12 protein-coding genes and 1 tRNA gene are annotated in these 13,840 nt (G+C 44.7%); 9 read left to right on the forward strand and 4 right to left on the reverse strand.

Annotated features, from left to right (window positions below):
• The 5 genes from IKB69_RS09010 to IKB69_RS09030 form a co-directional block, all read left to right on the forward strand.
• Window positions 1-770 (forward strand): DUF4422 domain-containing protein (locus tag IKB69_RS09010; RefSeq protein WP_290948535.1); only part of this gene is annotated, 770 nt, incomplete at its 5' end.
• A gap of 18 nt (window positions 771-788) precedes the next feature.
• Window positions 789-1,895 carry a UDP-galactopyranose mutase gene (gene glf / locus IKB69_RS09015; RefSeq protein WP_290948537.1) on the forward strand — a complete coding sequence of 369 codons (1,107 nt, stop codon included), beginning with the start codon at window positions 789-791 and terminating at the stop codon, window positions 1,893-1,895.
• Window positions 1,896-1,934: 39 nt separating this feature from the next.
• Window positions 1,935-2,159: a hypothetical protein gene (locus IKB69_RS09020; protein WP_290948539.1), complete on the forward strand. Its 225-nt coding sequence runs from the start codon at window positions 1,935-1,937 to the stop codon at window positions 2,157-2,159.
• Window positions 2,160-2,217: 58 nt separating this feature from the next.
• Window positions 2,218-2,700 carry an FkbM family methyltransferase gene (locus IKB69_RS09025; RefSeq protein WP_290948577.1) on the forward strand — a complete coding sequence of 161 codons (483 nt, stop codon included), beginning with the start codon at window positions 2,218-2,220 and terminating at the stop codon, window positions 2,698-2,700.
• Between the two features lie 160 nt (window positions 2,701-2,860).
• Window positions 2,861-3,016, forward strand: a complete 156-nt coding sequence (locus tag IKB69_RS09030) for a hypothetical protein (RefSeq protein ID WP_290948541.1) — start codon at window positions 2,861-2,863, stop codon at window positions 3,014-3,016.
• On the opposite strand, the gene IKB69_RS09035 is transcribed toward IKB69_RS09030, so the two are convergent.
• Window positions 2,988-4,037, reverse strand: a complete 1,050-nt coding sequence (locus IKB69_RS09035) for a glyceraldehyde 3-phosphate dehydrogenase NAD-binding domain-containing protein (protein WP_290948543.1) — start codon at window positions 4,035-4,037, stop codon at window positions 2,988-2,990. The two genes, IKB69_RS09030 and IKB69_RS09035, sit on opposite strands and share 29 nt — an antisense overlap.
• Before the next feature lie 173 nt (window positions 4,038-4,210).
• Here IKB69_RS09035 and carB point away from each other — a divergent pair, with 173 nt between their 5' ends.
• Together carB and IKB69_RS09045 are read left to right on the forward strand one after the other, a co-directional pair.
• Window positions 4,211-7,516, forward strand: coding sequence for a carbamoyl-phosphate synthase large subunit (gene carB, locus IKB69_RS09040; protein WP_290948545.1), 3,306 nt, complete (start codon window positions 4,211-4,213; stop codon window positions 7,514-7,516).
• Window positions 7,473-8,357, forward strand: coding sequence for a hypothetical protein (locus IKB69_RS09045; protein WP_290948547.1), 885 nt, complete (start codon window positions 7,473-7,475; stop codon window positions 8,355-8,357). Before carB ends, IKB69_RS09045 begins: the two co-directional genes overlap by 44 nt.
• A gap of 230 nt (window positions 8,358-8,587) precedes the next feature.
• Here the strand turns inward: IKB69_RS09045 and IKB69_RS09050 are convergent, their stop codons facing one another.
• The gene (locus IKB69_RS09050) at window positions 8,588-8,710 is read right to left on the reverse strand and encodes a hypothetical protein (RefSeq protein ID WP_290948549.1); all 123 of its coding nucleotides are present in this window, start codon (window positions 8,708-8,710) and stop codon (window positions 8,588-8,590) included.
• A gap of 191 nt (window positions 8,711-8,901) precedes the next feature.
• Here IKB69_RS09050 and IKB69_RS09055 point away from each other — a divergent pair.
• Window positions 8,902-8,977, forward strand: a tRNA-Lys gene (locus IKB69_RS09055).
• 167 nt (window positions 8,978-9,144) lie between these two features.
• Here IKB69_RS09055 and rmuC read toward each other — a convergent pair.
• Window positions 9,145-10,458, reverse strand: coding sequence for a DNA recombination protein RmuC (gene rmuC / locus IKB69_RS09060; RefSeq protein ID WP_290948551.1), 1,314 nt, complete (start codon window positions 10,456-10,458; stop codon window positions 9,145-9,147).
• Window positions 10,459-10,475: 17 nt separating this feature from the next.
• A complete protein-coding gene (locus IKB69_RS09065; protein WP_290948553.1) occupies window positions 10,476-11,363 on the reverse strand; it encodes a hypothetical protein in 888 nt (295 codons plus the stop codon).
• 61 nt (window positions 11,364-11,424) lie between these two features.
• Between IKB69_RS09065 and glyS the strand changes: the two genes are divergently transcribed.
• Window positions 11,425-13,836 carry a glycine--tRNA ligase subunit beta gene (gene glyS / locus IKB69_RS09070; protein ID WP_290948555.1) on the forward strand — a complete coding sequence of 804 codons (2,412 nt, stop codon included), beginning with the start codon at window positions 11,425-11,427 and terminating at the stop codon, window positions 13,834-13,836.
• Window positions 13,837-13,840 lie beyond the last annotated feature (4 nt).

The following is a 13,840-nucleotide window of genomic DNA, read 5'->3' on the forward strand; positions in this document are numbered from 1 at the left end:
TGTTAAGAGATGATAGTGGGGAGAACATCTCTCATCTCAATCCCCACTTCTGTGAGCTTACTGCAATGTATTGGGCGTGGAAAAATGTGGATTCTAGCTATTATGGGCTCTTCCACTACCGCAGGGTGCTGGATTTAAGCGGTAAAGTCAAGGGCAAAAAACGCTTTGATGTCAATCGCAAATCTATCGCTCCTAAAAAAATCGCTAAAACTTTCAAGCTTGATCGCGTGAGCATACTTAAACAGCTAGAAAAGTCTCCCATAATCCTAGCTAGCCCTATGATCGTCCCACACGGCTTTGAAGTCTCGCGTGCTATGAGTCAATACGATATTTACGCGCGCGATCATCGCAAAAAGGATTTAGACATTGTCATAGACATTATCCGCACAAAATTTCCGCATTTAGTAGAATCTATGGAGGATGTTCTCTTCACACCCGGGGTGCAGCTAAGCTGGTGTAATATGTTTATAATGTGCAAAAATCTCTACCAAGAATACTGCGAATTTCTCTTTGGAGTGCTACTAGAAGCACAAGCTAGAATCGATCTAAGCGGATATAATGCCTACCAAAGTCGCATTTATGGCTTTATAAGTGAGCGACTGCTAAATATCTTTGTGCGTTATAAGAGCTTTAGCGCGGGGATTATGCCAATTTATAAAAACCACTTCGAGCTAAAAGAGCCCAAGCCACTCTTTGGTGCGCAAGTTACAGGAGAAATAAAGCGCATTTATGCCTTTGGTGTGCGTGTGCATAAATCTAAGGCTACATAAAATCCCAAAGGAGCAAGTGTGAGAAATCTGATCGTAGGGGCGGGACTTAGCGGACTTGTGCTAGCAGAGCGACTAGCAAATGACAAAGGGCAAGAAGTCCTACTAATCGATAGGCGCGATCATATCGGAGGGAATTGTGCTGATGAAAACTGCGATGGTATCTTAGTGCATCGCTATGGGGCACATATATTCCACACCAAAAGCCCTAAAGTGTGGGAGTATATCACGCGCTTTTCTCTCTTCTATCCCTATATGCACAAAGTCTTTGGGCTTGTCTCTGGACAGCTAGTGCCAATCCCTTTCAACCTAAATGCGCTTTATGCCATATTCCCCAGCGCACTAGCCCAGGAGCTAGAATCTAAGCTTCTGCGCGCCTTTGGCTTTGGGGCTAAGGTGAGTATTTTAGAGCTAAAGCAGCATAAAGAGCTAGCACAAATCGCGGAGTTTATCTATGAAAATATCTTCTATCACTATACTTTGAAGCAGTGGCAATGTAGTCCTGAAGATCTAGATCCTAGCGTGTTTGAGCGCGTGCCAATTCTCATTGCCAAAGATGATCGCTACTTCCCAAGCGACCCATATCAAGGCATACCCATTGAAGGATATAGTGCGATGTTTGCCAAGATGATTACAAGCAAGCGCATAAGCTTGCGGCTTGGCGTGGATTTCACCGCACTAGAATCTAGTGGGATAGATATAAGCGCGTTTGATAGGGTGTTTTATAGTGGAGCGATTGATGAGTATTTTGGCTATAAATTTGGCGAGTTGCCCTACCGTAGCCTAGAGCTAAAGACACTGCGCCTAGAGAGAAAGCACTTTGGTATAAACTCTGTGATCAACTACCCAAACAACTACGACTTCACGCGCATTATCGAGCATAAATACTTTCTAGATACCAAATCACCACACACCATCATCACCTACGAATATCCAAAAAAGTGGCAGCTAGGCGATGAGCGATACTACCCAATGCCAACAACCACAGCAAAGCAAACCTACGAAGCCTACGCCAAGGAAGCAAAAAAGCTTAAGAATGTCTTTTTCATTGGACGCTTGGGAGCTTATCAATACTACGATATGGACAAGGCGATAGAAGCAGCACTTAATCTCTATGCAAGCTTGTAGCGATACAATTACGCACATTCCACACCACAAGGACACATAATGCTACACATTCTAAAGCGCAAACTAATGACACTTCGTCATCTTCTAAGCCAGCTCCATAGACTCCCATACTTGCAAACAGCCCTAAGTGACCCAAGTGGGCTTGGTGGCTTACAGCTACGCCTCTTTAACGCCCACATTCCGCAAGCACACTACGGGATTTTCTACAATATGCTTTTACACACTGATAAAAACTCCTTAAGGGGGGGGGCAGAATCTAGCTAGCCACAAGCCTATCTGTGTCGATTGTGGTGCGCACGCTGGGCTCGTTAGCGATATTATCCTGCAATGTGGTGGGGTTGTTCATAGCTTTGAGCCTAATCCTTTCCTTTTTAAACTCCTAGAATCTAAATACGCCAACTGCACTGATGTCATCTTGCATAACGCCGCACTCTCCACGCAAAATGGATATATGGAGCTACACCTTGACTCACTCATCTCACAAGGTAGCTACCTTGCAGGCTATGGAGATAACAGGGATTGGGAGTGTGAGATCGTGCATAAGGTGGAGAGTATTGATCTATGCGAGTATTTGCAAAAGCTTTTGCAAGAAGTCCCTAGAATCTACTTTGTAAAAATCGATATAGGGGGCGCGGAGTTTGAAATTATACATAAGCTTTTAGACCTAGGCTTGCACGAGAAAATCAAGTATATCGCGTGCGAGACACACGAGCGGTATTTCAGCGATGGGGAGCAGAAGCTACACGATCTACACGCACATATTGCTAGCAAAAATGCGAAAAACATCTTGCTAGATTGGATTTAGATTCTAGGAGCTAGAATCTAAGCACTTACGCGCTTTGACTAGAATCCAAACAAGTGCACACTGGATTCTAGGATTTGCAATTGTTATCGCCCTGCAAAAGATTCTAAGCATTACAGTGGGGCTGGTAAAATGAAAATGCTATGGGCAGCAAGATTTTCAAGTGGATTCTAGGATTGTAGATGAGAAATCGGGGCTTTGCAAGCGCGTGCAAGGGCGCATACTTGGCGTATGTAACCGCAGCGCGCGTGAAGCAATCGCCGATTTATCGCTACAAGCCAAATCCACTATTAAAGCACATAGTGCGCCATATCGATGATCCTATGCGCATACCCCCACTCATTATCATACCACGCCATAACCTTGCACATATTCCCTAGTGTAAAGCTCAAATCCTGCGCGACAATCGCACTACGCGTATCGTTGATAAAATCACTACTCACCCCATAGCTAGCATCTATACCCAAAATCCCTTTTAACGCGCCCTTAGATTCTGCTTCAAAAAGCTCATTGATCACACTAGAATCCACCTTTTGCGATAAATACGCGCTTAGATCTACCATAGAGACATCAGCTACGGGCACGCGCACACTATGCCCGTGGATTTTATTCTTTAGGCTTGGTAAGACTTTATAGAGAGTTTTTGCCGCACCTGTAGAAGTGGGGATAATGTTTAGCCCAGCGGCGCGCGATCGGCGTTTATCACTATGGTGCGCAACATCTAGGAGACTTTGGTCATTAGTGTAGCTGTGAATTGTCGTAAGGCTTGCACGATCGATCCCAAACTCTCTCTCAAGTACCATAGCGATGGGAGCTAGGCAGTTTGTCGTACAAGAGGCATTGGAGATGATTTGCTGCCCCGCATAGGAAGTGTGATTAATCCCTAGCACAAAGGTAGCAGTATCATCAAGTGCTGGCGCAGAGATGACCACACGCCTCACGCCTTTATCAAGATGGTGGGCGACATCGCTAGAGCGCAGAAATAGTCCGCTAGATTCTACCACTACTTCTGCCCCTAGCGTGCCAAAGTCTAGCTCCAACGGATTTGCACAGGAAAATAGCGGGATTTCGCGTGAGGCTTTTGGAGCTTGCTTGGTGGATAAATCTTGCAAGGCTTGATCTTGACACTTTTGCTCGATAATAAGAGTATTATAGGGATTACCTTGCTTAAATCGCACACTTTGCCCTAGCGCGCCGTGCATAGAATCTTTCTCAAACAAGTAGGCTAGATTCTCGCCATTTGCTATGTCATTGATCCCTACTATTTCTACATCTCTTGCGAGTGCTACGCGTGCGATTGCTCGCCCAAGTCGTCCAAATCCATTGATAGCAATCTTCATCAATGAGCCTTTGTGGTGCGAAATTTTGCGCGTATTATACACCACTTCTACATATTGCGCACGCTTAGGCTTTAGTAAAGATTTATTAGATTTCGCCTATAATGGCTAAATTTTTTGCCCACTTAGATTCTACTTACAAGCGCAAAGAGTTAGACTTCATATAGGAGCTTTCAATGCCTAAACGCACGGATATTAAGACGATTTTGCTCATTGGCTCAGGACCTATTGTTATAGGACAGGCATGCGAGTTTGACTACTCCGGCACGCAAGCGGCTAAAACTCTCAAATCTCTAGGCTATAAAGTCGTGCTAATCAACTCCAACCCAGCCACAATTATGACAGACCCAGAGCTTGCTGATAGCACCTATATCGAGCCAATTACCAAAGAAGTCGTGCAAAATATCATCAAGCTTGAGCAAGTTGATGCAATTTTGCCTACGATGGGCGGACAAACTGCGCTTAATATCGCTATGGAGCTACACGAGAACGGAGCATTAGAAGGCGTGCAATTCCTAGGGGCAAAGCCAGAAGCGATTAAAAAGGGGGAAGATCGCCAAGCCTTTAAAGAAGCGATGCTAAAGATAGGGATGGACTTGCCTAAAAGCCACTACGCCTACACGCAAGAAGAAGCTCTAAAGGCTGCTAGTGAGATTGGCTTCCCGCTCATTATCCGCGCGAGCTATACGCTAGCAGGTGGGGGTAGTGGAGTGGCGTATAATATCGAAGAGTTTAAGACATTAGCGAAGGCGGGTCTAGAAGCAAGCCCAATTAGTGAGATTTTGATCGAAGAGTCCTTACTAGGCTGGAAAGAGTATGAAATGGAGGTCATTAGAGATAGAAATGATAATTGTATCATTGTATGCAGTATCGAAAATCTTGACCCTATGGGCGTGCATACAGGAGATTCTATTACTATCGCCCCAGCTCTCACGCTTACAGATAAAGAGTATCAGAGAATGCGCGATGCGAGTTTTAGAATCTTGCGAGAAATTGGCGTAGATACAGGTGGGAGCAATGTGCAGTTTGCCATAAATCCACAAAATGGCAGAATGACAGTGATTGAGATGAATCCGCGTGTATCGCGTAGTTCCGCGCTTGCTAGCAAGGCAACAGGCTACCCTATCGCCAAAATCGCTACCTTGCTTGCGGTAGGCTTTAGCCTAGATGAGATACAAAACGACATTACCGGCACACCTGCTAGCTTTGAACCTAGCATTGACTATATTGTTACCAAAATCCCGCGCTTTACCTTTGAGAAGTTTCCAAAGGCGGATTCTACCCTTAGCACGAGCATGAAGTCTATCGGCGAAGTTATGGCTATTGGCGGAAGCTTTAAGGAGAGCTTGCAAAAGGCATTATGTAGTCTTGAGTGCGGATACTATGGGCTAAACTCTCTCACAGATGACCTAAGCCTAGCGCGTAAAGAGATGCGCCGCCCCAATGCAGAGCGCATACTCTATGTGGCTGATTGCTTCCGCCTAGGGCTTAGTGTGGAAGAAGTACATAGTCTATGCCATATTGATAGGTGGTTTCTTCACCAAATTAGCGAACTAGTGGTAGCGCAGAGCTCTATTGCTAGCGATGTGCTAAATGACCCCATGAAGCTACGCCACTTAAAATCGCAAGGTTTTAGCGATAAGATGATTTGCTATGAGCTAGAGAAAAAGGAGCGACTAGAGATAAGCGAGAGTGAGCTTTATAACTTGCGCAAAGAGATGGGCGTAGTCGCTGCGTATGAAGAGGTGGATACTTGTGCGGCGGAGTTTGAAGCGAAGACACCTTATCTTTACTCCACCTTTACTTTAATGGGGGGTGTTTGGGATTCAATCTTAGGTGAGCATTCCGCCGACTTATCGCGTAAAGCCGAATCCACCAGTAAAAAGCCAGCGCCAGCTAAGGTTATGATCATAGGCGGAGGTCCTAACCGCATCGGTCAAGGCATCGAGTTTGACTACTGCTGCGTACATGCAAGCTTCGCGCTAGCGGATTTAGGCGTGGAGAGCATAATGTATAACTGCAACCCAGAGACCGTTAGTACAGATTATGACACAAGCGATATGCTTTACTTTGAGCCTATCGACTTTGAGCGGGTGCGCGCAGTGATTGAGAGAGAAAATCCAAATGGCATTATCGTGCATTTTGGTGGGCAGACACCGCTAAAACTCGCAAGTTCTCTTACCAAAATCCACGCTAAGATCATTGGCACAAGTGCGAAAGTCATCGACATTGCAGAAGATAGAGAGAAATTCTCCCATTTTATTAGCACACTTGGTTTAAAGCAGCCAGAAAATGGTATAGCTTATGACAAAGAGCAAGCTTTTAGCGTGGCAAGCCAGATCGGCTATCCCGTGCTTGTGCGCCCTAGTTATGTGCTAGGAGGGCGCGCTATGCGAATCGTACAAGATACTGATGAGCTACGCACCTATATGGAAGAGGCTGTTAAAGTGAGCGAGAAATCTCCTGTGCTTATTGATAAATTTTTAGACCACGCTATCGAGCTTGATGTCGATGCTATAAGCGATGGCAAGGAAGTGTATATCGGTGGAATTATGCAGCATATTGAAGAAGCGGGTGTGCATTCTGGGGATTCTACAAGTGTGCTACCAAGTGTGAGTATTGCGGAAAATTTGCTTGATGAAATCCGCCAAAGCACGCGCAAAATCGCCCTAGAGCTTGGCATTGTAGGGCTTATTAATATCCAATACGCTATCCACAAAGATAGCCTATATATCATTGAAGTAAATCCGCGCGCGAGCCGCACTGTGCCATTTGTGAGCAAAGCAAGTGGGATACCGCTGGCAAAAGTCGCTACGCGTGTGATGTGGCAAGGCGACTTACAAGAAGCTCTAAAGTTTTATGACAAGCATAATCGCATAGATTTTTCAAAAACTCCACTAGAATCTAAACCTTACACACATATCGCGGTCAAAGACTCTGTATTCCCATTCCAAAAGCTTAGTGGCGCAGACTTGCTACTAGGACCAGAGATGAAAAGCACAGGCGAGGTTATGGGGATTTCTACAAGCTTTGGAATAAGCTTTGCCAAAGCGCAAAGTGCTAGTAAAAACACCCTCCCAACCTCTGGCAAGCTCTTTTTATCCCTAGCAGATTGCGATAAGTCCTATGCCACACAGATTGCTAAAAGCTTCATTACGCTGGGCTTTAGTGTGTGTGCGACTGAGGGCACACACAAAATACTAGAGCAAGCACAAATCCCATCATCTTGTGTGCTAAAAATCTCGCAAGGTCGCCCCAATATCCAAGACTTGATAATGAACAATGAAATTGCCCTAGTGATTAACACCAGCGATGATAGTCAAACTAAAGATGATGCTAGAGAAATCCGCCGTCAAGTACTTAAAAGCTCTGTGCCATACTTTACCACCATAGCCGCAGCCCTTGTAGGCGCAGAATCTATCCGCGAAATCCAGCAAAATGATATCAATACCCCAAGAGCTCTGCAAGACTTCTTTAGCTAGCGATTTAGCAGATTGTGTCGCTACGCTACGAGAGCGATATGGGCTACTAGAGTTTTACCCACCAAATGCTAGCTTTGTGGTGTTATATAAAGATCACACGCTAAAGAGTTATATCAACACACACTTCATCAAAAAGAATTCAGCCTTGAGTGAGCAGTCGCCATTTTTAGCCAAAACCAGCGAAGCGGTGCAAGAGCAGGCTGCAGCTTCTTTGGTAATCCATAAAAACAAAATAGATTCTAGCACCTCCCAGAATCTAGCCAACTCCACACAAGATTCTAAGAATTGTGGTGGAGCTTTGCGGGCTTTGGGGCAATTTAGGGGTGAGAGTTACCTAGGCGGTAATGACTGCCCACAAATTGATTCAGTCGCATCAAATTGCCCGCCCAAGTCTAAATCGCCCCAAATCTCTCCCATAATCCTAGCCCAAACTGACACTACTGTCGGCTTTCTCTCTCAATCACCCACCGCCCTCAATCTAGCCAAGCATCGTCCAATCAACCAAGCAGTGCTAGCAACCTTTGCTAGCTTGCAGTGCGCCAAGCAAACCCACAGAATCCCTAGAATCCACCACCACTTCGTGCGCCAAGCAAACAAGATAAGCATTATCCTGTCTAATAAAAAATCTTTCCGCGTTGTTAAAGATCCTTTACACAGGGAGTTTTTAAGCTATTTTGGGGGACTTTACTCCACTTCTGCCAACCGCACAAAAGAATCTTTCTCTTTAGAATTTGCCCTGCGAGTAGCTGATATTATCGCACTAGATTCTAGAGGACTTTATGAAGATAAACCAAGTACAATCTACCGCCTATCGCGCACACGCAAAAGACGCACTAGATGATAAACCAACAGACTCAGTCTCCCTATAAAGGACAAGTATGACTTCAACTAAAGGCAGTTAGGGTGCGAAAGAAAATAGCGTAGCCCCTGCTTATTTTATGGGCTATTTTTTGGCTATTACTCTGTATGGATGTTTTATCGTTTTGGATTCTGCGATGCCTGTTTAATAGTGATGGGTTGTTGTTTTCACGAAGTTGCTAGAATCTAAAGCGAGTGGCACGGGCTAAGAATTCACATCGATCCTAACTCTGCTCCAAGCTTTTTCAACTCCAAAGAAGTGCGCACGCTAGATTCTAGCTCTGTGATCCTAGAATCTAGCCAAAAGCTACTATGATAAAACAAGCAACCACCCATATTGTCCGCACTACACGCTTATGAGCGTGGGAGCAAAGCTTTTGCAAGATTGGCATATCTCCCACCTTTTCAACAACTATAGCAACCCTTACCGCCTATCAGCCTAGAACTATATGTTTCGTATTCACTAGGAGCAAAGTCTCGGGCTTTTGGTGCGATTTTTGAGATTTTCTGCTATAATCGCGCCCTGCGGACGCGTAGCTCAGCTGGTAGAGCAACTGACTCTTAATCAGTGGGTCCAGAGTTCGATCCTCTGCGCGTCCACCACTTTCATATCTCTTTCACACCTATACTCCCTACACAAATTATCGTAGATTCTACATTTGTGCATTTGTTTGGATTGCCTTGTTGGTGGCTTTGGCTTGACTCTTGCAACGACAGAAGAGCTAGATTCTACATCGTCGATAGATTTAGATTCTAGCACATTTCACACACTACTCTTGCTCGCTCTCTTGCGTGTCTTGACTTAGGAGCTTTGGGGCTTGGATTGATTTTTTTGTCTTTGCACCAAGATCTTTTAGCTTATCAAACCTAGCTTCTAGCCCACCCTTGCCACGCAGCTTTATATTCATAGCAGATGCCGCACTTTGCGCGCTTTGCAAACCCCGCACAATCTTGTCAAAATCACTGCACACATCGGCAAATTTGTCATAAAACTTCCCAATCTCCTCAAAAGCTTGGCGGATATTTTGATCGCTTTGGATATGCTGCCAAGTGATAGAAATCGTCTTTAATGCCATAAAAAGTGTATGCGGGGTGGTGAGATAAATCTGCTTAGAGTAGGCATATTGATACAAGCTAGAATCTGCATTTATCGCTAGGTCTAAGATATTGTTATAAGGGATAAAAAGCAGCACAAAATCATAGGAATTTTCTATATCCTTATAGGGCTTGCTCGCTAGCTCATCAATGCGCACCCTTAGATTCTGGGCGATTTCTTGCGCATTTATCTCTATCTCATCATCACTTGTTGTGGTATTTGGCAGGGGGAATTTCGCATCAATTATGATATTTCTCTCTTCATCAAGGCTTACAACCGCATCAGGGATATATCGTCTCCCTTGCGTATGTAGCTGCTCTTGGAGCTTGTATTGCACCCCCTCAATTAGCCCGCTACTTTGGAGCACGCTTTTTAGCTGGAGTTCGCCAAAGTTTCCGCGTAACTTTTTATCACCCTTTAGAATCCGCCCTAACTCTTGCGCACTTTTACTCATCTCTTGGGAGTATTTAAAAGCGTTGTCTATGTTTTCTTTGAGCTTGGCTTCGTTTTGTAAAAGGGCTTTTTGATACTCTTCCACGCGCGTTTTTATAGGCGTGAAAACCTCATCTAAAATCGCTTTAGAATCCCTGCTAAGTGCGAGCTTATTTTCATTAAGCAAGGCGGCTTTTTGAGTGGCTAAATGCTTTTCTAGGGTGGATTCTAGGGTAGCTAAATTAGTTTTATGTAGGGAGTCTTGGTGCTTTAGCTGCTCTTGGTACTGGGCTACAAGCTGCTGTATTTGCTTGCTTTGCTCTATCTCAAGCTGGGCTAGTCGCTCTTTTGTAGTTTGTAGCAATGTCTCTAGACGGGCGATGTCCTGCAAGCTCTCAGTATAGCTAGATTCTAGCTTATTACTATGTGTAAGAAGTCTTGCGCATTCTTGCAAAGCTTTTTCAAGCTCTTGGGTTTTGCTAAGAAGTCGCATATAAAATAGCAAAGCACTAGTGCCAGCAACAACAGCTAAGGAAAATGCAAAATATACCATCATAAATCTCCTTGGATAAACTAATGTCCCTCGAAAATGAGCGTAAAATCTTCAAAGTTAGCGTCATAGTTAGGCGCCAATCCTTGTGTGCTAGAGCCTCCTTCAAGCGGGAGATCAACAAAGTCATCTTGTCTACTACTCTTAGAGACTTGAGTGGTACTAGGTGTAGGCTTTTGCACTTGACTTTTTGTCTGGGGGTTTGGCTTGGGATTTTTGGTAGGCTTTGAGACAGGCTGCTTAGGGGTAACGAGCGTGGATTTAGCTGGAGGGGTAGCGCTTTGTATGTGGCTCTTTATGGTAGTAGCGGATTTGTTTTTATCGTGGATTTCTATCAATACGCTTTGGTTTTTCACACGCGAGTATTTGGGGATGTAGGATTCTAGTGCGCGCACCTTTTTACTAATGCTTAGGTAATAGGACTCTGCGAGCTTGTTGCTCGCACGCTCTTTTTGCCACTTAAAGCCTTTGTTGTAAGACTTGATGGTATTTTTATAATTCCCCCTATGATAGCGATACCAATACATAAGAGAGTCTAACGCCACTTGGCTAGCAAACCGCCTATCATCGATGAGTAGCTGCCCCATAACATTACGCGTGAAGGGTGTGTCATTGTAGTTAGAGTAATATTTGAGTACCACAGGGATATGCGCGTGATAGAGTCCCGCTGAAGGATCAGAGAAATTGATCATATATGCCCCTGCGCAAGATTCCTGCCAAGCGATTGCTGCCATCGTATAGCCCATACCTTTTGATGCGCCAAAGTTATAAGCGTAAATGATATGATCTCTTTGTGCCTTGGTGAAGCGATTTGGGTTGGCACACTCTACTTGGGGGAATTTCGCACTAGGAGCTGCCTGCATTAAAGCCCACACACAGCATAAAGCCGTAGCTATGGATAACAATCTCATAAAAGCCTTTTAATATTGGATTTGCTACAATGGCGCATTATATCCAAAGACAAGGACACTAATGCCATCTAGCGATTCACAAGCGACACAAGAGCTGCTAGTAGAGATTCTCACAGAAGAGCTGCCCGCGCTCCCTTTCCTAAAAGAGTGGCATAATCTTAAGCAAAAATGGCAGCAAGCTCTAGCGCAAGTGCATATACAAGCCCCTTGTGAGCTACACTATACACCGCGCAGGATTACTATTTATAGTCGTGCATTCCCTACGCATACTACTGCACAAACACAAGAGTTCTACGGACCACCTTTAGAGATAGCTTTCATTAATGGTGATAGAGCACAGGGACTTAGTAAAGCAGGACTGGGATTTTGCAAGAAGGCAGGAGTAGATTCGACTTTTAGTGGCGATTGTTTGGATTCTAGGGTTTCTAGAGAAACATCGGCACAGCCCAAGCAGTACCCCTTGTTTTGCGATGAGAAATATGGGCTACAAGAAAAATCGCAAGGAAGTTGCCTTAGCGGTAATGATTGCAGTGATTTTTCACCGCTCTCACATTTATCACACAAAACCAGCGAAGCGGTGCAAGAGCAAACCCAAGCAGGTTTGTTTAGTAAAGCTAAATCCTTCCTACAAGTAGCGGAAAAGGACGGCAAGCAAGTTCTCTATGTTCGTAAGCTCCAAGCAGGACTAGAGTCTAAACAGGTGTTAGCAGAAGTAGTAGCGACATTTGTACGCTCCTTGCACTTTGGCAAGAGTATGCGCTGGGGGGAAGTGGAAGAAAGCTTTATCCGCCCGATTCGCAATATTATGATATTGCTAGATGGAGAGTCTATCACCACAGAAGCAGATTCTAAGATGTTTGGGCAAAACTCCCTAGCAGCGACACTTTTGCACCGATCCTATAAACCAAAAGCACACGACCTACTAGAATCCAATGTTGATAATACTGCTTTAGCACAAGAAGCGTGGGTGAAAATCACAGGACTTGATGCGTATTTAGACAAGCTTAAAAATGGGGGTGTGATCCTTAGCGCAGATGAAAGAAAAGAGCGGATTCTAGCGCAAATTAGCGTAATAGAATCCACCCACCAAGTGCAAGTCAAGCTAGATTCTGCACTGCTAGAACAAATTGTAGCGATCACAGAGTATCCTACCGCGCTTTTAGGGAGCTTTGAAGAGCGGTTTTTGACATTGCCAGAAGAAGTGATCACCACTTCGATGAAAGAGCATCAAAAATACTTTAGCGTATATAAAGATGGTCGGCTATATCAGGGCTTCATAGTCGTGGCAAACGCGCTTTGCGATGATTTTAGCACTATTATTAGTGGCAATGAGCGCGTGCTAAAAGCACGCCTAAGTGATGCGGAGTTTTTCTACAACAACGACATAGCAACCCCACTTGATAAAGCTCCTTTGGCACAAGTCGCCTATATTCAAGGACTAGGCTCTATGCTTGATAAAGTAGGTAGGGAAGAGCGCGTAGGTGCGTATCTAGCGCGATTGTGGGGACAAGATAGCGGGCTAATCACACAGGCACTCGCGTATGCTAAGGTGGATTTACTCAGTGAAATGGTAGGGGAGTTCCCAGAACTACAAGGGATTATGGGATATTACTACGCGCTAGCGCAGGGCTTTTCACAAGATCTAGCACAAGCCATTAAAGAGCAATACCTGCCCAGTGGGGAGGACTCTGTGCTACCAAGTAACAAAATAAGCGCAATTGTAGCCCTTAGTGGGAAACTTGAGAGCTTACTTGGGCTATTTAGCCTAGGCACAATTCCTAGTGGTTCAAAAGATCCCTTTGCTTTGCGGCGTGCGGCAAATGGCGTGGTAAAAATCGTACTAGAGTGGGATCTAGCCTTTGATGTAAAGCAGATTCTAGCAGATTTAGCCAAAGAGTGTGGCTATGCCATTAGCCAAGAGAATCTAGCGCGCTTGCAGGACTTTATCATTGAGCGACTAGAATCTATCCTAGACATACCAGCGCAAATTTTCCGCTCCGCTTCAAGGGGGCTAAGCACGAATTTATGCACCATTGCTAGCAATGCCAAAGCCCTAGAGTCTCTCCTAGCACGCGATGACAGAGAAGCGCTTATCGCAGTCTTTAAGCGCGTGGCAAATATTACTAAAGATATGCAACCAAGCGATTTAGTAGCTCAAAGTGCGCAAAAGCTAGATTCTAACGATATAAACGCACTATTAGGAACTATCAATATCTCACTACTAACACAACCAGAACAAGCACTCTATACAAAACTGCGCGCGATAGATTCTGCCAAGCATAGTGGCAATCTTACGCACTCAAGTGATCGGCTTGCGGCACTCTTTGATTTGCAAGATGTGCTAGAAGAGTTTTTTGCTAAAGTGCTTGTTAATGATGAGGATCTAGCCTTACGACACAATCGCAAATTACTCCTATATGTGATTTATGCGGAGTTTTGCACCATAGGAGATTTAAAGGAATTAGCCATTTAGGATT

It is taken from the genome of Helicobacter sp. (genome assembly GCF_017502485.1).
Taxonomy (GTDB): domain Bacteria; phylum Campylobacterota; class Campylobacteria; order Campylobacterales; family Helicobacteraceae; genus Helicobacter_B.